This is a genomic window from Pseudomonas sp. DP-17 (assembly GCF_022380625.1).
GTDB lineage: Bacteria > Pseudomonadota > Gammaproteobacteria > Pseudomonadales > Pseudomonadaceae > Pseudomonas > Pseudomonas nitroreducens_A.
Genome location: NZ_JAKSXG010000013.1, coordinates 217,913 through 237,330, shown reverse-complemented (window position 1 = coordinate 237,330; position 19,418 = coordinate 217,913). Strand labels below are relative to the sequence as shown.

At 64.9% G+C, this 19,418-nt stretch carries 22 protein-coding genes; 7 read left to right on the top strand and 15 right to left on the bottom strand.

Annotation, left to right across the window (positions count from 1 at the left end; all coding sequences use genetic code 11):
• Nucleotides 1–22: 22 nt before the first annotated feature.
• Together MJ122_RS21350 and MJ122_RS21345 are read right to left on the bottom strand one after the other, a co-directional pair.
• Nucleotides 23–256: a TIGR02647 family protein gene (locus tag MJ122_RS21350; RefSeq protein ID WP_017520761.1), complete on the bottom strand. Its 234-nt coding sequence runs from the start codon at nucleotides 254–256 to the stop codon at nucleotides 23–25.
• Between the two features lie 81 nt (nucleotides 257–337).
• Nucleotides 338–619 (bottom strand): hypothetical protein, encoded by a 282-nt coding sequence (locus MJ122_RS21345; protein WP_239745956.1) that lies wholly within the window; start codon nucleotides 617–619, stop codon nucleotides 338–340.
• Nucleotides 620–708: 89 nt separating this feature from the next.
• Here MJ122_RS21345 and MJ122_RS21340 point away from each other — a divergent pair, with 89 nt between their 5' ends.
• On the top strand, nucleotides 709–1,674 hold the full coding sequence (locus MJ122_RS21340) for a magnesium transporter CorA family protein (protein WP_088419955.1): 966 nt from the start codon (nucleotides 709–711) through the stop codon (nucleotides 1,672–1,674).
• A gap of 197 nt (nucleotides 1,675–1,871) precedes the next feature.
• Nucleotides 1,872–2,759 carry a polyphosphate kinase 2 gene (ppk2, locus tag MJ122_RS21335; RefSeq protein WP_239746036.1) on the top strand — a complete coding sequence of 296 codons (888 nt, stop codon included), beginning with the start codon at nucleotides 1,872–1,874 and terminating at the stop codon, nucleotides 2,757–2,759.
• A 4-nt stretch (nucleotides 2,760–2,763) separates the two neighbouring features.
• Here the strand turns inward: ppk2 and MJ122_RS21330 are convergent, their stop codons facing one another.
• The 3 genes from MJ122_RS21330 to MJ122_RS21320 all read right to left on the bottom strand — a co-directional run bounded on the left by MJ122_RS21330 (nucleotide 2,764) and on the right by MJ122_RS21320 (nucleotide 5,137).
• A complete protein-coding gene (locus tag MJ122_RS21330) occupies nucleotides 2,764–3,522 on the bottom strand; it encodes a hypothetical protein (RefSeq protein WP_239745955.1) in 759 nt (252 codons plus the stop codon).
• A 237-nt stretch (nucleotides 3,523–3,759) separates the two neighbouring features.
• Entirely contained in the window at nucleotides 3,760–4,257 is a 498-nt protein-coding gene (locus MJ122_RS21325) for an outer membrane beta-barrel protein (protein WP_017520766.1), read from the bottom strand.
• Between the two features lie 190 nt (nucleotides 4,258–4,447).
• Nucleotides 4,448–5,137, bottom strand: a complete 690-nt coding sequence (locus MJ122_RS21320; protein WP_088419961.1) for a Crp/Fnr family transcriptional regulator — start codon at nucleotides 5,135–5,137, stop codon at nucleotides 4,448–4,450.
• 74 nt (nucleotides 5,138–5,211) lie between these two features.
• Between MJ122_RS21320 and MJ122_RS21315 the strand changes: the two genes are divergently transcribed.
• Nucleotides 5,212–5,736 carry an Mpo1-like protein gene (locus tag MJ122_RS21315; RefSeq protein WP_088419963.1) on the top strand — a complete coding sequence of 175 codons (525 nt, stop codon included), beginning with the start codon at nucleotides 5,212–5,214 and terminating at the stop codon, nucleotides 5,734–5,736.
• Between the two features lie 6 nt (nucleotides 5,737–5,742).
• On the opposite strand, the gene MJ122_RS21310 is transcribed toward MJ122_RS21315, so the two are convergent.
• Nucleotides 5,743–6,546: a helix-turn-helix domain-containing protein gene (locus MJ122_RS21310; protein WP_239745954.1), complete on the bottom strand. Its 804-nt coding sequence runs from the start codon at nucleotides 6,544–6,546 to the stop codon at nucleotides 5,743–5,745.
• A 128-nt stretch (nucleotides 6,547–6,674) separates the two neighbouring features.
• Between MJ122_RS21310 and MJ122_RS21305 the strand changes: the two genes are divergently transcribed.
• Nucleotides 6,675–7,076, top strand: a complete 402-nt coding sequence (locus MJ122_RS21305; protein WP_088419967.1) for a hypothetical protein — start codon at nucleotides 6,675–6,677, stop codon at nucleotides 7,074–7,076.
• Between the two features lie 172 nt (nucleotides 7,077–7,248).
• Here MJ122_RS21305 and MJ122_RS21300 read toward each other — a convergent pair whose 3' ends face one another.
• Both MJ122_RS21300 and MJ122_RS21295 read right to left on the bottom strand, forming a co-directional pair.
• Complete coding sequence (locus tag MJ122_RS21300; protein ID WP_239745953.1) at nucleotides 7,249–7,839, bottom strand: 2-hydroxychromene-2-carboxylate isomerase; 591 nt, start codon at nucleotides 7,837–7,839, stop codon at nucleotides 7,249–7,251.
• A 34-nt stretch (nucleotides 7,840–7,873) separates the two neighbouring features.
• Nucleotides 7,874–8,602: an SDR family oxidoreductase gene (locus MJ122_RS21295; protein WP_239745952.1), complete on the bottom strand. Its 729-nt coding sequence runs from the start codon at nucleotides 8,600–8,602 to the stop codon at nucleotides 7,874–7,876.
• Between the two features lie 107 nt (nucleotides 8,603–8,709).
• Between MJ122_RS21295 and MJ122_RS21290 the strand changes: the two genes are divergently transcribed.
• Nucleotides 8,710–9,273 carry a TetR/AcrR family transcriptional regulator gene (locus MJ122_RS21290; RefSeq protein WP_239745951.1) on the top strand — a complete coding sequence of 188 codons (564 nt, stop codon included), beginning with the start codon at nucleotides 8,710–8,712 and terminating at the stop codon, nucleotides 9,271–9,273.
• Nucleotides 9,274–9,363: 90 nt separating this feature from the next.
• On the opposite strand, the gene MJ122_RS21285 is transcribed toward MJ122_RS21290, so the two are convergent.
• The 7 genes from MJ122_RS21285 to MJ122_RS21255 all read right to left on the bottom strand — a co-directional run bounded on the left by MJ122_RS21285 (nucleotide 9,364) and on the right by MJ122_RS21255 (nucleotide 16,861).
• A complete protein-coding gene (locus MJ122_RS21285) occupies nucleotides 9,364–10,113 on the bottom strand; it encodes a sulfite exporter TauE/SafE family protein (RefSeq protein ID WP_239745950.1) in 750 nt (249 codons plus the stop codon).
• Between the two features lie 166 nt (nucleotides 10,114–10,279).
• On the bottom strand, nucleotides 10,280–11,269 hold the full coding sequence (locus tag MJ122_RS21280) for a sulfate ABC transporter ATP-binding protein (protein ID WP_239745949.1): 990 nt from the start codon (nucleotides 11,267–11,269) through the stop codon (nucleotides 10,280–10,282).
• Between the two features lie 14 nt (nucleotides 11,270–11,283).
• A complete protein-coding gene (gene cysW, locus MJ122_RS21275; RefSeq protein ID WP_088419979.1) occupies nucleotides 11,284–12,156 on the bottom strand; it encodes a sulfate ABC transporter permease subunit CysW in 873 nt (290 codons plus the stop codon).
• A gap of 10 nt (nucleotides 12,157–12,166) precedes the next feature.
• Nucleotides 12,167–12,985, bottom strand: a complete 819-nt coding sequence (cysT, locus tag MJ122_RS21270; RefSeq protein WP_017520777.1) for a sulfate ABC transporter permease subunit CysT — start codon at nucleotides 12,983–12,985, stop codon at nucleotides 12,167–12,169.
• Between the two features lie 123 nt (nucleotides 12,986–13,108).
• On the bottom strand, nucleotides 13,109–14,107 hold the full coding sequence (locus tag MJ122_RS21265) for a sulfate ABC transporter substrate-binding protein (protein ID WP_088419981.1): 999 nt from the start codon (nucleotides 14,105–14,107) through the stop codon (nucleotides 13,109–13,111).
• Nucleotides 14,108–14,264: 157 nt separating this feature from the next.
• Nucleotides 14,265–14,447 carry a sulfur starvation response protein OscA gene (gene oscA / locus MJ122_RS21260; protein WP_088419983.1) on the bottom strand — a complete coding sequence of 61 codons (183 nt, stop codon included), beginning with the start codon at nucleotides 14,445–14,447 and terminating at the stop codon, nucleotides 14,265–14,267.
• 140 nt (nucleotides 14,448–14,587) lie between these two features.
• Nucleotides 14,588–16,861: a GGDEF and EAL domain-containing protein gene (locus MJ122_RS21255; RefSeq protein ID WP_239745948.1), complete on the bottom strand. Its 2,274-nt coding sequence runs from the start codon at nucleotides 16,859–16,861 to the stop codon at nucleotides 14,588–14,590.
• A 179-nt stretch (nucleotides 16,862–17,040) separates the two neighbouring features.
• Here MJ122_RS21255 and desA point away from each other — a divergent pair, with 179 nt between their 5' ends.
• Entirely contained in the window at nucleotides 17,041–18,222 is a 1,182-nt protein-coding gene (gene desA, locus MJ122_RS21250) for a delta-9 fatty acid desaturase DesA (RefSeq protein ID WP_239745947.1), read from the top strand.
• A 137-nt stretch (nucleotides 18,223–18,359) separates the two neighbouring features.
• Nucleotides 18,360–19,328: a sensor domain-containing diguanylate cyclase gene (locus tag MJ122_RS21245; RefSeq protein WP_088419987.1), complete on the top strand. Its 969-nt coding sequence runs from the start codon at nucleotides 18,360–18,362 to the stop codon at nucleotides 19,326–19,328.
• Nucleotides 19,329–19,418: the final 90 nt, after the last annotated feature.

Here is a 19,418-nt window from a genome sequence, read left to right as displayed (position 1 = left end):
CCGCTCGCGGGGGAACTTGAGGTCAGCCGCGCAGGATGCCGAGCAGGACCTGGGCGTGCTCGGCGGCGTCGAGACCCAGGCTTGTGAGATAGCCGCCGTCCTGCTGGTCGATCAGGCCCTTGGCATGGAGCCGGCCTGCGGCCGCCACGGCCTCGGCGGAGGCGTCATGGTGGACTTTCAATCCCGCCTGGCTGTTCTCCAGGTCATACAGCGCCAGCAGGTCCAGTTCCTCAACCATTTCTTTCGTGAAAGCCATTCGCCTAACTCCCGATGGTCAATGAGGCTTCAGTGTAGTCTCAAGTCCGACCGGTTCGGCAAGCGCTGTTATGCCGCTGTCTCATTCGGCAACAGTGCCGTCGGGCAGGGTCGGCAGTGCGCGCAGGGCCTGTTCGTACCATTCGCCGTTGAACGGGCGGTCTTCGGCCAGCATCGCCTCGATCTCGTGGGCGAGCACCAGGGCCATCAGGTGCAGGGCGTCCTCGCGCTCGTAGCCGACCAGGGTCAGCTTGTTGAATACCGCGCGGGCAGCCTTCGGGTTCTCGCTGTCGACCTGATTCTCGATGGCCTGGATCAGCGTGTCTTCGGCGAAGGACTCTTCGCCATCGTCTTGGTCAGTCATCACATTGCTCTCTCGCGGACTTGTGGAGCCGCCCGAAGTTGGCCAACCTGCGGGTCAACTTCAGGTGCGTAAAAGGATTGTCGGGCGACATGATCACCTATTACACCCTCGTCGGCGACCGCCTGGTGCGCCACAACGGCAACGAGTGCCACGGCATGCCCAAGGACACGCTGTGGATCGACCTGTTCCAGCCCACCGCGGAAGAAGAACAGCTGCTCGAGTCGATCATCGAAGTGGATGTGCCGACCCGCGAGGAGATGGCCGAGATCGAGGACTCTTCGCGCTTCTACGAGAGCAAGGGCGCGTTGTACATGACCACCACCGTGGTGGGCGGCATCCGCGAGCACAAGCCGAGCACTTCGGAAGTCACCTGCGTGTTGACGCCGCACTGGCTGGTGACGGTGCGCTACACCGACCTGCTGGCCTTCCGCACCTTCGAGACGCGGACCCAGCGCGGCGGCTGCGAGGGGCGCAGCGACCAGTTGTTCGTCACCCTGATGGACAGCGTGGTGGACCGCATCGCCGACGTGCTGGAGAACGTGCAGAAGCAGCTCAACACCCTGGGCAATGACATCTTCCAGGAGGGGCCGGCCACCGAGAAGGCCGACCTGCAGGAGGTGGTCAAACAACTGGGGCGCAAGAACTCGCTGCTGTCCAAGCTCAATGAGAGCCTGCTCAGCATCAGCCGGCCGCTGGGCTATTTCCGCCAGGGCAACAACAGCTGGATCAGCGACGAAGTCAAGCTGGGCATGAAGTCGGTGGAGCGCGACGTGCACTCGCTCAGCGAATACCAGACCAAGATGGCCGGGGAGATCACCTTCCTGCTGGACGCCACCCTGGGCCTGATCAACATCGAGCAGAACAGCATCATCAAGGTGTTTTCCATCGCTGCCGTGCTGTTCCTGCCGCCCACCCTGGTGGGCACGGTGTACGGCATGAACTTCGCGCACATGCCCGAGTTGCAATGGCTGGCCGGCTATCCCATGGCGCTGGTGGCGATGGTGATCTCGGCGATCATTCCCTACTACTGGTTCAAGTACAAAGGCTGGCTCTAGACGGGGGTTGATGCGGGTCAAGAAAGGCCCGCCGCGCGGGTTGCACAGTGGAAGGCCGTCCCCACGTCTCACAGGAGGAGACCATGCCGCAATCCGAAGCCAACAAGCCAGCCATCGCTGCGCTGCCCGAAGCGCCTTCCGAGGGCGGCGCGCAGATCCAGGCGCAGAGCCAGGGCCCGGTCGCACTGACTGTTGCCATGGCCCCGCGCGGCAGCAACGAGGATTCCAGCTCCGCCCAGTTGCCCGCCAGCTATCCCTACCGCAAGCGTCTGCAGCGCAGGGAGTACGAGAAGGCCAAGGCCGAGCTGCAGATCGAGTTGCTGAAAGTGCAGAACTGGGTGAAGGAGACCGGCCAGCGCATCGTCCTGCTGTTCGAGGGCCGCGATGCCGCCGGCAAGGGCGGCACCATCAAGCGCTTCACCGAGCACCTCAACCCGCGCGGCGCCCGCGTGGTGGCGCTGGAGAAACCCAGCGACGCCGAGCGCGGCCAGTGGTACTTCCAGCGCTACATCCAGCACCTGCCCACGGCCGGTGAGATCGTCTTCTTCGACCGCTCCTGGTACAACCGCGCCGGGGTGGAGCGGGTGATGGGCTTCTGCTCGCCGCGCCAGTACCTGGAGTTCATGCAGCAGACGCCGGAGCTGGAGCGCATGCTGGTGCGCAACGGCATCCACCTGTTCAAGTTCTGGTTCTCGGTGAGCCGCGAGGAGCAGTTGCGCCGCTTCGTCTCGCGCCGCGACGACCCGCTCAAGCACTGGAAGCTGTCGCCCATCGACATCCAGTCGCTGGACCGTTGGGACGACTACACCCAGGCCAAGGAAGCGATGTTCTTCCACACCGACACCGCCGACGCGCCCTGGGTGGTGGTCAAGTCCGACGACAAGAAGCGCGCGCGGCTCAACTGTCTGCGGCACTTCCTGCACAGCCTGGATTACCCGGACAAGAACCCGAAGATCGCCCGCGCTCCGGATGCGTTGCTGACGGGCCGCGCCGCATTGATGGACCGCGATGAGCTGGAACGCCCGGCCCAGGCAGTGGTGCCGGTGCAGGCGCCGGAACCTGAACCGGAGTCCATCCCGGCCTGAGGCGTTATTGCTGGCTGATCAGCATGAGCTGGCCGGAGACGGCACGGGCGTTGCGATCGACGATGATCGGCGCCCAGGGCCGGCCCGAAGCACTGACACCGCTGTTGCTCTTGCTGTTCATGTCCAGCAGCGCCTTGCTCAGGTATTCCCAGCGGGTGCGCAGCTTCTTGGTGGCGTCGCTGTCGGGCAACTGGTCGATGCGCTGGGTGAGCAACGGCACCAGCACGCTTTCGTCCTGGCCGAGGTATTCCTGCGGCTGTTCGCGGGCCAGTTCCAGGCCGCTGATGTAGGCGCGGCCCAGGTACTGGGTGGCCAGGTATTCGACGCGCACCGGCAATTCCCACAGCGGAATCTGGCTGGCATCGGCGGTGGCCGGAACGAAGCGCTCGATCTGGTTGAGCAGCTCGCGCAGTGACCGGCTCAGGTCCTGGTTGTAGCGCCAGGGCAGGTCTTCTTCCTTGGGGCCGTAGGAAACGCCATTGCGAATCTGCGTAACGAACTCGGTATGGGCCTTGCGCAGTGCGTCATCGGCCTTGGCGTAGGCCTTGACGGCACTGTCCAGCGTGGCCAAGTCCTTCTCCAGCTGGGCGGCGTGGGTTTCCTGGAAGCCTTCGCCGCGCAGCAGCAACAGGCTGTTGATCGAGCGGCAGGTGTAGACCTGCAGGGTCTGCAACTGCAGTTCCTCGCTGGGGAGGTTGGCCTGGGCGGCGAGGGCGAAGAGTCCGAAACAGCACAGCATGAACCCACGAACGACATCGAACATGGCGGAGGCGTCCTTATTGTTATTGTGTGCCGCGCGATTCGCCGGGAGTGTGTCTTTTTGGCGCCAGAAACGCAGCTATCCCTAGGCTAGCCGCGAAAGCGGGCGCTGCAACCGACCGAAAGAGTGATTTGCGCAGGCGATGCCTGCTGGGGGAGGAGGTGCCGGCGGAGGTCGGGAGGGGGGGAGTGCTCTGGGGAGAGAGCCGGACCTCCGCCGGGCTTGAGGGGCCTGCTGGCGTCAGAAGCGCCAGTACGCGGAGAGGGTGGTCTGGTCGAGGTCGATGTCGCCGACGTCCAGGTATTCCTGTTCCAGGCGCAGGCCCAGGCCGCCCAGCACGTCCACTTCGCCACCGAAGCCGTAGAGCGGGTCCACGTCATCGGACTTGCCCGCGACGTCATCGTCGGCATGCCAGGCGTGTACGCCGGCGATGCCGTACAGGCGGATACGCTGGCCGATGGGGAAGCCCAGGTGGACGTTGGCCTGTACGGACTGGCCGTCGAAGTGCCTGCGGTCGTCGCTCATCTCACCGAAATCGACCACTGCGCCTTCGAAGGACAGGTAGTTATTCAGGCGGTAGCCGGCGTAGAGCTTGTAGCTGTCGTCCTGGTCGTCGAAGGAGCGGTCGTCGATCTCGAGGCGAGTGACGCCGCCGCCGACGTAGAGGCCGCGGTCGTCGGCCATCACCAGTGCCGGAGCGGTCAGCGCGAGAGCGCAGAGGAGTTTCGAAAGGCGCATAGGATTCCCTTGCGGCCGGTGGGATGCACCGGCCGCCTTGCTGTCTTGCGGAGGATTTGGATGCCGCCCTGGCGCGGGCTTTTCTGCGCCAGCGCGGCGGCGGGTGCATTAGAGCGGGGCGGTAGCGTGCGCGACCATCGAAGCTTGTCGAGAGTCGCCTGGCTTTTTTTCTAGACGCAGCGGGTGCGGGTCAAACGTGGGCGGCCAGGCGCAGGCGTTCGCGGTCGAGAATCTCGATGCCGCCATAGCTCAGCCGCACGATGCCCTGGGCCTCCAGCTCCTTGAGGATCTGGTTGGTGGTCTGCCGCGACAGCGACAGCATGGCCGCGAGCTGTTCCTGGGGCAGGTGCAGCTCGCGCTTGGCGGTGGCCGACTCGCCGTAGCCCTCGGCGATCATCAGCAGGCGCCGGGCCAGTCGCGGCGCGGCCGGCAGCAGTGACAACTCCTCCAGGACGGCGAAGGTGATGCGCAGCTTGTGGCTCATCAGCAGGGCGAAGTCGCGCCAGTATTCCGGGTGCTGTGCCAGCAGCGCCTGCAGCGGCGCGAGGGGAACCTGGAGAAGGACGGTGGCACCCTCGGCGTAGGCGTCGTGGGTGCGCGGCTGACCGTCGAACAGGCAGATCTCGCCGAACCAGTTGGGCGCCTCCACCAGCGCCAGCAATGCTTCCTTGCCACTTTCCCCGACCACGCTGACGCGCATCGCGCCTTCCACCACGCAATACAGGCCACACGGCGCGTCGCCGCGGGCGAACAGGCGCTGGCCGGCAGGCAGGCGGCGCACCACGGCGGCGTCGCGCAAGGCCTGGCGCAGACCGTCCGGAAGGGTCTGGAACCAGCGGCCTTCTTGCAGGCAGGCGAGGTAGGGCTTGGCGTCGGTCATGGGCAATGTCGGCTAGCTGACAGAGTGGCAGGGCACAGATCGCCATCATGCCAGTACCTTGCGGGAGAACAACAATGAAAACTCTGGTCGATCACCTTGCCCAATATGCCGCCTACCACCGTGACCGGCGGAACATCGTCAGCCATTTCATCGGCATCCCGATGATCGTGCTGGCCATCGCCACCCTGCTGTCGCGCCCCGGCTTCGAGCTGGCCGGCGTGCTGGTTTCGCCCGCCCTGCTGCTGGCACTGGCTTCGGTGGTGTTCTACCTGCGCCTGGACCTGCGCTTCGGCCTGCTGATGACCGCGTTGCTGGCGCTGTCGCTGTGGATAGGCGCGGCGCTGGCTGCCGGCACGACTGCCTATTGGCTCACCTGGGGCGTTGGCCTGTTCGTGGTGGGCTGGATCATCCAGTTCGTCGGCCACTGGTACGAAGGGCGCAAACCGGCGTTCGTCGATGACCTCACCGGGCTGATCGTCGGCCCGCTGTTCGTCGCTGCCGAGGCTGCCTTCCTGCTCGGCCTGCGCGATGAAGTGCGCCACGCCGTGGAAGAGCGCGCCGGCCCCACCTGCATCCGCGAGAAGAAGGCGACCGCCTGACTCGTTTCAATCTGACCCGCTGAGCTGTCGGAGAATACGCGCGCTGTCGGGGTCGGCCGGGAAGAAGGTTTCCAGGGCCAGCTCCGACAGCGTCACGTCCACCGGTGTGCCGAACACCGTGATGGTGCCGATCAGGCTGCACACGCCCAACTCCGTCTGCAGCTGCACCGGGATCAACACCATGTCGCCGTTGGCCGCCTCGTCGTAGGGCGGTGCCGGGTACGTCGCCACCTCGTCGCGCAACGCCGCCAGCGCGGGATCGCCGCTGGCCTCGAAGTCGCGCTGCAAGCGCTCCACCACGTGTGCCTTCCATGGCCCCAGGTTGAGGATGCGCGGTGCCAGTCCCCTGGGATGCAGGCTCATGCGCAATACATTGATCGGCGGCTGCAGCAACTCCGGATCGACACCGATCAGGAAGATTTCCACCGTACGGTTGGACGCCAGCAGGTTCCAGTGCCGGTCCACCACCATGGCCGGGTTCGGTTCGTGGGCCTTGAGCAACTGGTTGATGGCCTGCCGGGCCACGGTCAATGCCGGGTCGTCCAGGCCCTTCTCCGAATACACCGGGGCGTAGCCGGCGGCACTGAGCAGGCGGTTGCGTTCGCGCAGGGGAATGTCCAGCTGTTCGGCCAGATGCAACAGCATCTCGCGGCTGGGCAGGGCGCGGCCGGTTTCGACGAAGCTCAGGTGGCGCGTGGAAATCTCCGCGTCGCAGGCGAGGTCGAGCTGGCTGAGCCGCCGGCGCTGGCGCCATTGACGGAGCAGGGCGCCGACCGGCTGGGCTGGGTTGTTCTGGGCTGGACTGTTCATGGGTTCGAACGATAGACCTGCATAGGCGGTACGGCCATTACCTGGCAGGTAATCGACGCACCTACGTCGTCGGCGGATTCTTCAGCCACACGCCGCCAACCGGTGGCGCCCCCTGAAGGAGCTTCGCCATGACTCTGCTGCAATCCTCCCCGCTGCTTCGCCTGACCCTGAAAGTCGATGCCATCGCCGGTGGCGCCATGGGCCTGCTGATGGCGCTGGCCGCGCAACCGCTGGGCGAACTGTTCGGTTTGCCCTTCGTCCTGCTGCTGGTGGCCGGCATCGTGCTGTTACCGCTGGCGCTGGTGCTCTACTGGATGAGCCAGCAACCGGCGCTGTCGCGCATTGGAGTCTGGGCGGTGATTGCGCTGAATGCGCTGTGGGTGGTGGAAAGCGTAGCCCTGCTGGTGACCGGCTACGTACAGCCGACCGCCCTGGGTTACGCCTTCGTCATCGGTCAGGCGCTGGTGGTCCTGCTGCTCGCTGAACTGGAGTTTTTTGGCCTGCGGCGGTCGGCGGTTCTGGCGCTGTAAGCGCTTTACGCCGGGGATTGTCGACGACGCTTTGCAGGATGGGGGAGCGCAGCGATACCCATGCGGTTGGTGCATGGAATCGATGGGTATCGCTGCGCTCCACGCCATCCTACGTTGGTGCTCGTCGGCGACTCTGCGAGAGGGGACGCTCGGCTCCTGCGCGCGAGCCGACCTACACCAACGCCTCGCGGACGAAATCGAGACGATCCTGGCCAAAGAACATCTCGTTGCCGACGAAGAAGGTCGGTGCGCCGAACATCCCACGCTTGATTGCCGCCTCGGTGTTGGCCTTCAGCGCGTCCTTCACGTCCTGCTCGGCGGTCAGTGCCAGCAGCGCCTGCGGGTCGAAGCCCGCCTCGGCCAGTAGCGGGCCGAGCACCGCCGGATCGCCCAGGTTCAGCGCGTCCACCCACATGCCTTTGAATACGCAGGCCAGCAGCGCCTCGAAGCGCTCCGGCTGGCGCAGCTGGATGCCAGTGGCGGCGCGCATCAGGGTGAGGGTGTTGATCGGGAAGTGCGGGTTCATCTTCATCCGCACGCCGTAGCGGCGGGCGAAGCGGGTCATGTCGATCAGCGTGTAGCGCCCCTTGGCCGGCACGGCGATGGGCGAGGCGTTGCCGGTGGCCTGGAATACGCCGCCCAGCAGCACCGGACGGTAGACCAGCTCGGCGCCGGTCTCGGCGCAGATTTTCGGCAACTGGGTGTATGCCAGGTAGGACGTCGGGCTGCCGAAGTCGAAGTAGAACTCGACGGATTTGCTCATGAGTGGCTCTCTTCTTGTTGGCGTTTTAGGCGAATCACCAGCGCTCGATCCACGGGCGCAGGTCCAGCTCGAAGGTCCAGGCATCGCGTGGCTGGGAGTGCAGGTACCAGTAGCTGTCGGCGATGTGCTCGGGGTCGAGGATGCCGTCCTGGTCCTTCTGCGCGTATTTCTGCGGGAAGTTCTCACGGATGAACTCGGTGTCGATGGCGCCATCCACCACCACATGGGCGACGTGCAGGCCCATCGGCCCCAGCTCGCGGGCCATGCTCTGCGCCAGCGCACGGATACCGTGCTTGGCTCCGGCGAAGGCAGCGAAGCCCGAGGCGCCGCGCAGGCCGGCAGTGGCACCGGTGAACAGGAGAGTGCCGCGCTGGCGCTTGACCATGCGCTTGGCCACCTCGCGGCCGGTGAGGAACCCGGAGAAACAGGCCATCTCCCAGATCTTGAAGTACTTGCGCGCGGTCTCTTCGAGGATGCTGCAGGGTACGTTGGCGCCGATATTGAAAACGAAGGCTTCGATAGGGCCGATGTCGCGCTCGATGGTTTCCACCAGCTCGACCACGGCCTCTTCCTTGCGCGCATCCGAGGCGTAGCCAAAGGCCTCGCCGCCTTCGGCGCGGATCTGCTCCACCAGCGGCTGCAGCTTGTCCGCCGAGCGCCGGGTGACGCAGGCGACGTAGCCTTCACGGGCGAAGCGGCGGGCGATGGCGCCGCCGGTGGCATCGCCGGCGCCGATGACCAGGACGACTTTCTTGTTCGACATTCTCGTTTCCTCCGCGGGGGGCGCTAAAGTTGGTAAACGGTCGTTAGGTAAACGGACGTTATGTTACTCTTGGCTTCATCGTCAACCGCTTCACCGGAGTCGCCCCGATGCGCTACTCAGCCACCCACAAGGAAGAAACCCGTCAGCGCCTGCTCGACAGCAGCAGCGCGCTCGCCAAGCAGGGCGGCTTCGCCAACTCTGGTGTGGACGGGTTGATGAAGGCGGTGGGCTTGTCCGGCGGGGCGTTCTACAACCACTTCGGCTCGAAGGACGAGCTGTTCGCCGCCATCGTCGAGCGCGAATTGCAGCAGAGCGTCGAACGCCTCGCCGCCAAGGGCAGGGTGCTCGACCGCGCGCGCCTGGAGCGCGCCCTGAAGCGCTACCTGAACATCACCCATGTTCAGGATGCCGGCGCCGGTTGCGCGATTCCGGCACTGGGTGCGGAGATCGCTCGCGCCGACGAGTCCGTCCGGCAGAGCGCGGAGGATGCGCTGGTGGACTTGCAGCAGGCCTGGGCCGGGGTGCTGGGTTCGTCGGAGGACGCCTGGGCCCTGCTGGCGCAATGTGTAGGTGCGCTGGTGGTGGCGCGGATGGTTGCCAGTGAGAAAACGCAGAAGGCGATCATCGAGTCGAGCCGGGGCTTCCTGCTGCGGCATCTCGACGAAAAATAGACAGCGCGCCCTGGGCAATCCCGTAGGGTGCATAACCGGGCACGGGTTATCCGCCGCGGATAACGCCATAGGCATTATGCGCCCTGCGGGTTAAATCCCGCGGATGGCGAGGTCGGCGCCGAGCAGGAGCAGCCCGCCGAAGAAGCAGCGGCGGAACGCCAGCGGGCTGATCCGCGAACGCAGCCAGGTGCCCAGGTACATGCCCGCCAGTGCTGGCAGAAGCGCCAGCAGCGACAGGCCCAGCACGTCCGCCTGCAGCAGCGAGCCGTGCTGACTGAGGGTGATCGCCAGGGCCAGCGTCGAGACGGTGAAGGACAGTCCCAGCGCCTGCACCAGGTCATCCTTCTCCAGCCCCAGGGCCTGCAGGAAGGGCACGGCGGGAATCACGAAGACGCCGGTCACGGCGGTGACGCCGCCGGTGATCACCCCGATCAGCGGCGACAGCCAGCGCTCATGCCGCGGCGCCACGCTGAAGCGCTGGTTCGACAGCCCCAGCAGTGCATAGAGGATCAGCGCGACGCCCAGCAGCGGCGTGGCCGCCAGCCAGTTTGCCCCTGCCAGCAACCAGCCCACCGCCAGCGTTCCGACGACGATGCCCACGAGCATCCCCCACAACCGCTTGAGTAGTCCGAGAAAGCGCGGGCCGGCAGCCAGTTGCCAGATGTTGGTGACGGTGGAGGGCACGACGAGAATGGCAGCCGCCTGCATCGGCGACATAACCAGCCCGAGCAGCCCGACGGCCACCGTGGGCAGGCCGAGCCCCACCACGCCCTTCACCAGGCCGGCGAGGAGGAAGGTGAGGACGATCAGTTCGAGGTGCTGGGGGAGGGCGTCGAACATGGCCGGGCCTTATTGAAAGCAAGGTCGGCAGGATACGAGGGTTTGAAAGCCATGGGGAAGCGCGGGGCTCTTGTAGGAGCGAGCTAGCTCGCGAACAAACCCCGCTGCGGGGCCGGGTTCGCGAGCAAGCTCGCTCCTACAGAAAAGCGGAGCGTACGGTGCCGGTTCAGATATTGGCCACCGGCTGATACGCCTTCGGCTTGAAGTACAGCGTCTCTCCACGGGCAAGGCCGGTCAGGCTGTCGTGGTCCTTCACCACTTCGGCCTCGATCAGCTCGTCCTGGCCGTCGACCTTGAGGGTCACCCGGGTGATCGCGCCCAGCGGGCGGATGTCGCGGACTTCGGCGGCGCGGTGTTCGGCCACTTCCGAGCGCGACAGCGAGACCTCGTGCGGGCGGAACAGCACGTGCTCGTCTCCGCCGATGTGCAGACGGTTGGAGTCGCCGAGGAAGTGGTAGACGAAGTCGCTGGCCGGGTTCTCGTAGACCTCGCCCGGCGAACCGATCTGCTCGATCACGCCCTTGTTCATCACCACGATGCGGTCGGCGACTTCCATCGCTTCTTCCTGGTCGTGGGTGACGAAAACGGAGGTCAGGTTGATCTCCTCGTGCAGGCGCGCCAGCCAGCGGCGCAGTTCCTTGCGCACCTTGGCGTCGAGGGCGCCGAAGGGTTCGTCGAGGAGCAGGATCTTCGGCTCCACCGCCAGGGCGCGGGCCAGGGCGATACGCTGGCGCTGGCCGCCGGAGAGCTGTTCCGGATAGCGGTCGGACAGCCAGTCCAGCTGCACCATGTTCAGCAGTTCGTGGACCTTCTCGGCGATGCGCGACTCACTCGGACGCTCCTTTTTCGGCTTCATGCGCAGGCCGAAGGCGACGTTGTCGAACACCGTCATGTGGCGGAACAGCGCGTAGTGCTGGAACACGAAACCGACATTGCGATCGCGCACGTCGTGCTGCGAGACGTCCTCGCCGTGGAACACGATGTTGCCGGCGTCCGGGGTTTCCAGGCCGGCGATGATGCGCAGCAGGGTGGTCTTGCCGCAGCCGGACGGGCCGAGCAGGGCGACCAGCTCGCCGCTGTGGATGTCGAGGTTGATGTCGTTCAGCGCCTTGAAGGCGTTGAAGTTCTTGCTGACGTTACGGATCTCGATGCTCATGGCGTGGCTCTCACTTATTCATCGTCAGCTTTGACTTTGGCGCGGGTCAGGCGGGACTCGCTCCACTGCTTGAGCAGCAGGATGACCAGGGCCATCAGCAGCAGCAGGGTGGCGACGCTGAAAGCGGCGACGTGGTTGTATTCGTTGTAGAGGATTTCGACGTGCAGCGGCAGGGTGTTGGTGACGCCGCGGATGTGTCCGGAGACCACCGACACCGCACCGAATTCGCCCATGGCGCGCGCGGTGCACAGCACCACGCCGTAGATCAGGCCCCATTTGATGTTCGGCAGGGTCACGTGCCAGAACATCTGCCAGCCGTTGGCGCCGAGCAGGCGCGCGGCTTCCTCTTCCTGCGTGCCCTGTTCCTGCATCAGCGGGATCAGCTCGCGGGCGACGAAGGGGAAGGTGACGAAGAGGGTGGCCAGGACGATGCCGGGCACAGCGAAGACGATCTGGATGTCGTGGTCGCTCAACCACTCGCCGAAGTAGCCCTGGGCGCCGAACAGCAGCACGTAGATCAAACCGGCGATCACCGGCGAGACCGAGAACGGCAGGTCGATCAGGGTGACCAGGATGCTCTTGCCGGGGAACTCGAACTTGGTCACGCACCAGGCGGCGGCGACGCCGAACACCAGGTTCAGCGGCACCGAGATACCCACGGCGATCAGCGTCAGCTTCAGCGCGGCCAGTGCGTCGGGTTCCAGGATGGCTTCGAAGAAGGTGCCGAAGCCCTGCTTCAGTGCCTCGCTCAGCACCACGAACAGCGGCAGCAGCAGGAACAGGGCGAAGGCCAGCCAGGCCAGTGCGATCAGGGCGCGGCGGCCCCAGACATTACCCCGGCGAGCAGCGTTGGCAGCGGCCGCGGCGGAAAGGCTTGCGGTACTCATGGCGCGCTCCTCAGGGCGTTTCGATGCGGCGTTGCAGCAGGTTGATCAGCAGCAGCAGGACGAAGGCGACCACCAGCATCAGCACGCCGATGGCGGTGGCGCCGGTGTAGTCGTACTGGTCCAGCTTGACCATGATCAGCAGCGGCAGGATCTCGGTCTTCATCGGCATGTTGCCGGCAATGAAGATCACCGAGCCGTACTCGCCGACGCCGCGGGCGAAGGCCAGGGCGAAACCGGTCAGCCAGGCGGGGAGCAACGCCGGCAGGAGTACATGGCGGAAAACCTGCAGCGGCTTGGCGCCCAGGCAGGCGGCGGCTTCCTCCACTTCACGCGGGATGTCCGCCAGCACCGGCTGTACCGTTCGCACCACGAAGGGCAGCACCACGAAGGTCAGCGCCAGGGTGATGCCCAGCGGGGTGTAGGCGATCTTCAGGCCGATCTCGGTGGCGAAGCGGCCGACCAGGCCATTGGGCGCGTACAGCGCGGTGAGCGCGATGCCGGCCACGGCGGTGGGCAGGGCGAAGGGCAGGTCGATCATCGCGTCGATGATCTTGCGCCCCGGGAAGCGGTAGCGCACCAGCACCCAGGCCAGCAGGGTGCCGATCACGCCGTTGATCAGGGCGGCGATCAGCGCGGTGCCGAAGCTCAGCTTGAGCGCGGCGATGACGCGCGGCGCGGTGATGATGGTCCAGAACTGATCCCAGGAGAGCTGGGTCGTCTTGAGGAACATGGCCCCCAGCGGAATCAGCACCAACAGGCTGAGATACACCAGGGTGTAGCCCAGAGTCAGCCCGAAGCCGGGTATGACCGGGGAGATGCGTCGCGACATTGTCTGTCCTTTCTATGAACGCGTTGAGCCCCCGCCATGGGGCGAGGGTTTTTCGTTCCGTGCGGGCTGTGCACCGGCCCGCACGGATCGGGTCGCCCGGCGCAAGGCCGGGCGGATGGCGCATTACTGCGCCTGGTAGATCTTGTCGAAGATGCCGCCATCGTTGAAGAACTTGGGCTGCGCGACTTTCCAGCCGCCGAAGTCCTTGTCGATGGTCACCAGGTTGAGTTTCGGGAACTGATTGGCGAACTCGGCAGCGACCTTGGCATCACGCGGGCGATAGAAGTTCTGCGCGGCGATGCGCTGGCCTTCTTCGCTGTACAGGTACTTCAGGTATTCCTCGGCGACCTTGCGGGTGCCTTTCTTGTCGACGGTCTTGTCGACCACGGCCACCGGCGGCTCGGCGAGGATGGACACGGACGGGACGACGATCTCGAAGTTCTCGCCGCCCTGTTCCTTCTTGGCCAGGAAGGCTTCGTTCTCCCAGGCCAGCAGCACGTCGCCAATGTTGTTGTTGACGAAGGTGATGGTCGAACCGCGGGCGCCAGTGTCCAGAACCGGCACGTGCTTGTACAGGTTCTGCACGTATTCCTGGGCTTTATCTTCGCTGCCGTATTGCTTCTTCGCCCAGGCCCAGGCGGCCAGGAAGTTCCAGCGGGCGCCGCCGGAGGTTTTCGGGTTCGGGGTGATGACTTCCACGCCCTGCTTGGTCAGGTCACCCCAGTCCTTGATGCCCTTGGGGTTGCCCTTGCGCACCAGGAACACGATGGTCGAGGTGTAGGGGGTGCTGTTGTCGGGCAGGCGGGCCTGCCAGTCGGCGGGCAGCAGCTTGCCCAGCTTGTTCAGTTCGTCGATGTCGCCGGCCAGGGCCAGGGTCACCACGTCGGCCTTCAGGCCGTCGATCACGGCGCGGGCCTGTTTGCCCGAGCCACCGTGGGATTGCTGCACGGTCAGGTCGTCGCCGCCCTGGGCCTTCCAGTGCTTGATGAAGGCGGCGTTGTAGGCCTGGTACAGCTCGCGGGTCGGGTCGTAGGAAACGTTCAGCAGTTGGGTCGCGGCGGAGACGGGGCCAGCGATCAAGGCGCTGGCCAGGGCGGCCAGGGCGAAACGGCGGATGGACATGTGCAGCTCCTGAAAAAATGCAGTTCTTTATGTTTGTTTGGCAGGGTCTTTCGGGGGAGGGGCGTTGTCAGCCGCGCATTCGTGGCTGACAGCTGCAGTACCGGTGGGGCAGTTCGGTCATGACGACGCTCCGGGTGTCCAGTCGGTCCGCCCGGGCTCAGGCAGGTTTGCCGGGGGTCTGTTGCAGGCGGAATTTTTCCTTGCGCTCGATCTGCACCACCTGGCCGTTGTGCACGGTGATCTCGACGGCGCCGAAACGCAGGCCACGCAGGGCGCTCTGCACTTCGCGCAGGATGTTGGCTTCGTCCTGGCCGTCCAGGCTACGGAGGGTTGCGCTCATGGGTATCTGCTCCTAATGGGTTGACCACCGGCCGATTCACCAACGGCGCGTGCGGTGTGAGCGCATCTTAGGCAGGAGCTGGATATTCTTAAAAATATTGTTTAAGAATTTTTATATATCCGAAAGTTTTTAGCGCGATTTCAAGCGGTGCCGCGCGGCAATTGCGCCAGCAGAACCTCAGCCGGCTGCGGCATGCCGTACCAGTAACCCTGGCCGAAGTCGCAGGCGTGGGTGAGGAGGAAGGCGGCCTGGTCGGGCCGTTCGATGCCCTCGGCGACTACCTGCAGGCCCATGCTCTGGCCCAGGGCGATCACCGCGCAGGCGATGGCGGCATCGTCGGATTCGTCCGGCAGGCCGGCGACGAAGCCCTGGTCGATCTTCAGCTTGTGCACCGGCATGCGCTTGAGGCGCATCAGCGAGGAATAGCCGGTGCCGAAGTCGTCGATGGACAGGTGCACGCCCAGCAGGCGCAGCTGGCAGAGCAGCTCCAGGGCCTGGACGAAGTTTTCCATCACCGCGCTTTCGGTGACTTCCAGCTCCAGGTGGTGCGGTTCCAGGCCGCTCTGCTCCAGGGCCAGGGCGACACGTTCCTCCAATCCGCCGCGGCCGAAGAGGCGGCTGGAGACGTTCACCGCGATGAAGTCGAGGGTGACGCCCGCGTCCAGCCACTGGCGCATCTGTCGACAGGCCTGCTCCAGCACCCAGGCGTCGATGGCGGTGATCAGGCCGCTTTGCTCGGCGACCGGGATGAACTCGCCGGGCGCGATCAGCCCTCTCTGCGGATGCTGCCAGCGCACCAGTGATTCGACGCCGACCATGCGGCCCGAGGCCAGGTCGTGCACGGGCTGGAAGTACAGGCGCAGTTCGTCGTGGTCCAGCGCGTGGCGCAGGGCGGATTCCACCTGTACGTGGGAGCGTGCGCGGGCGGTCAGCTCGGGGGTATAGAAGGCGTAGAGGTTGCGCCCGCTGGCCTTGGCCTGGAACAGCGCTGCGTCGGCGTGCTGCATCAGGTGGTCGACGTTGCGCGCATCCTCGGGGAACAGGCTGACGCCCAGGCTCACCGACATGTAGATGGTCTGCTCGTTGACCTCGAAGGGCGCGCTCATCGCTTCCAGCAGGCGCTGGGCGAGACTGCTGGCGTGGTGCGGTTGATGGCTTTCGAGAACCACGGCGAACTCGTCCCCGCCCAGCCGCGCCAGGGAACAGCGTTCGTCCAGGCAACCTTGCAGGCGGTCGGCCACGGCGCGGATCAGCAGGTCGCCGATGGTGTGGCCGAGGCTGTCGTTGATGTGCTTGAAGTGGTCGAGATCGATGCTCAGCAGCGCACCGCCGCCCTGTTCGCGTTCGGCGCGGGCCAAGGCCTGTTCGATGCGCTCGCGCAGCAACAGGCGGTTGGGCAGGCCGGTCAGCGGGTCGTGGTGCGCGAGAAAATCCAGTTCGTGCTGCGAACGCTTGAGGCTGCTGAGGTCGGAAAACACCGCGACGTAGTGGGTCAGTTCTCCCTCGTCATTACGCACGGCGCGGATGTGCTGCCATTGCGGGTACACCTCGCCGCTCTTGCGGCGGTTCCATATCTCGCCGCTCCACACGCCGTTCTCGTGCAAGGCGACCCACATGCGTTGATAGAAGGCATCGTCCTGGCGGCCGGACTTGAGCAGCGACGGCAGCCCGCCCAGCACCTCCTGGGCGCTGTAGCCGGTGATGCGCGAGAAGGACGGGTTGGTATGCACGATGATGCCCTGCGCGTCGGTCACCAGCAGGCCTTCCTGGGTGGCCTCGAACACGGCGGCGGCCTGGCGCAGATGGTCTTCATTGCTGCGCTGGTGGGTGATGTCGCGGTTGACGCCGGTCAAGCGCAACGGCTGACCGTCTTCGGCGCGGGTCAGGCGGCCGCTGCTGCGGACCCAGCGGTAGCTGCCATCGCCATGGCGAATGCGGTAGACGCATTCCAGGCGGGTGCGCAGGCCCTGGATGCAGTCCTGGTGCAGGGCGAGGACCCGCGCGCGGTCTTCCGGATGCAGGCGGTTTTCCCACAGCAGCAGGTCATCGCTCAGGTGCTCCAGGGGCAGGCCGAGCAGGTCGGCGTAACCGGGGGAGTAATGCACACGCTGGGTTTCCAGGTCCCAATCCCAGATCCCATCTTCCACAACCGCGAAAGCACGGCTCAGGCGCTGCTCTTTATCGGCCAGCGCGGCGAAGGCGGCGCGCTGCTGGCGGAAGTGCCGCCAGAGCAGGATGAACAGGACGACGAAGGTGACGACGAGGAACCCATACTTTTTCAGCTCCATGGCCCGCGCCAGCGAAGCGGGGTCGTGCAGGACATTTTGTAACCATTGGTCACTCAGCCAGACCCACAGGGAGGCGGCAACCAGGTAAACAAGACTGATGCGCAAGGCGCTGTGGCGTGGATTCATGCGGTAGTGAATTGTATTTATTGGCTGTGCTGTATAAAAAATGGCCAACTGGCCCCGTTCGTATCTAAAAGACCGGATGGTATTCCGGACCCGCTTGGTGATAATGCGGCAGTCCTTTCCCGGTAAGGCACGCCCAGCCGGGCGCAGTCCTCCATCCCTTCCGAGGTACAGTATCGTCTATGTGGTACAACGGTTTCCTTGACCTGTCGCCGTGGCAATTGGTGGCGGTCACCCTGGTCCTGACCCATATCACCATCGTCAGCGTCACAGTCTATCTGCACCGCTACTCGGCGCACCGGGCACTCGATCTGCACCCGGCGCTGCAGCACTTCTTCCGCTTCTGGCTGTGGATGACCACCGCCATGAACACCCGCGAGTGGACCGCCATCCACCGCAAGCACCACGCCAAATGCGAGACCGCCGAAGACCCTCACAGCCCGGTGTTCAAAGGCCTGGGCACCGTGCTGCGCACCGGCGCCGAGCTGTATCGCAAGGAGGCGGAGAACCCCGACACCCTGCGTATCTACGGCAAGAACTGCCCGGAAGACTGGATCGAGCGCAACGTCTATTCGCGCTACCCCATCGGCGGCATCGTGCTGATGGCGATCATCGACCTCGCCCTGTTCGGTGTGCTCGGCATGACCGTCTGGGCTGTGCAGATGATGTGGATCCCCGTGTGGGCCGCCGGCGTTATCAACGGTCTGGGCCACGCTGTCGGCTACCGCAACTTCGAGTGCCGCGACGCCGCGACCAATCTCGTGCCCTGGGGCATCCTGATAGGCGGTGAAGAACTGCACAACAACCACCACACCTACCCGAACTCGGCGAAGCTGTCGGTGAAGAAGTGGGAGTTCGACCTGGGCTGGGCCTGGATCAAGGTGTTCAGCTTCCTGCGTCTGGCCAAGGTTGCCCGCATCGCGCCTATCGCGCACCGCGTGGAAGGCAAGGGCAGCCTGGACATGGATACCGCCATGGCGATCCTCAACAACCGTTTCCAGATCATGGCCCAGTACCGCAAGCTGGTGATCGGCCCGCTGGTGAAGCAGGAGGTGGCCAAGGCCGACGAGTCGGTGCGCCATCTGTTCCGCCGCGCCAAGCGTCTGCTGTCGCGTGAAACCAGCCTGCTGGAAGAGCGCCATCATGCGCGCATCCAGGACCTGCTCGCGCAGAGCCAGTCGTTGCAGGTGATCTACGAGAAGCGCCTGGCTCTGCAGCAGATCTGGGTAAAAACCAGCGCCAACGGCCACGACATGCTTGCCGCGATCAAGCAGTGGGTACACGAGGCGGAAGCCAGCGGCATCCAGTCCCTGCGCGAGTTCGCCGAGCAACTGAAGACCTACTCCCTGCGTCCGGCCGTCTGAACGACGGAAATGTCCTGGGACGTTGAGAGATGTTTCTCAGAAAAGCCCGCCGTTCGGCGGGCTTTTCGTTTAATTTGCAGCAGGCAAGCGAAGTTTGCGGTCATAGCCCCGGTCAATGAGCGGGAGGACGCTGATACATGGATGAGAATAAATTGCCGGCCGATCAGGAAGAGGCCTTGCTGGCGCTGCTGCACAGTCGCGCCGAAGTCACGCGCCTGAAGGAGCGCGAACAGCTTTTCAGCGCGCTGCTGGCCAGCGTGAACGCAGTGCTTTGGGCCTTTGACTGGCAGTCCCAGCGCATGGTCTACGTCAGCCCGGCGTACGAGCGCATCTTCGGCCGCTCCGCCGCGCTGCTGCTGGCGGACTACAACGAGTGGCGCAACTGCATCTACCCCGATGATCTGGATTACGCCCAGAGCACCCTGCAGGAAGTGCTCGAGCGCGGCGCCATCGAGCAGCGCGAATACCGCATCCTGCGGGCCGACGGAGAAGTGCGCTGGCTCAGCGACAAGTGCTTCGTCAGCCAGCACAGCGACGCCGGCCTGCCACTGATGATCGTTGGCATCGCCGAGGACATCACCGACAAGAAGCATCTGGAAACCGAGCTGCATCGCCTGGCCACCACCGACGTGCTGACCCAGAGCAGCAACCGCCGCTACTTCTTCGACAGCGCCGAGCAGGCCTTCCGCGACTGCAAGGCCACCTCCACGCCGCTGGCCTTCCTTCTGCTGGACGTCGACGACTTCAAGAAGATCAACGACCTCTACGGCCACCAGGTCGGTGACGTGGTTCTGCAGCGCATCGCCCAGAGCGGCGCCGGTGCGCTGCGTCGCGGCGATCTGTTCGGCCGTATCGGCGGCGAGGAATTTGCCGTGCTGTTGCCCGGCTGCGACGAGAACATGGCGCGGCAGATCGGCGAGCGTCTGCAGCGGGAGGTGCAGCGTCTGCGCTTCAACGAGGCCGAGCATTTCTTCAGCGTCACCATCAGCCAGGGGCTGACGTTGCTACAGCCGGATGACCAGAATCTCTCCGCACTCTACAGCCGGGCCGACGCCGCGCTGTATCAGGCAAAGCGCACCGGCAAGGACCGCATTGTTCAGGGATGAAACACTCGGCCGGACGTCAGCGGCATCATTAATCCTTTCTGATTAATACCTTTGGCGCAGATGCGTGGCGGTCTGTTTCTGCTGTCAAAA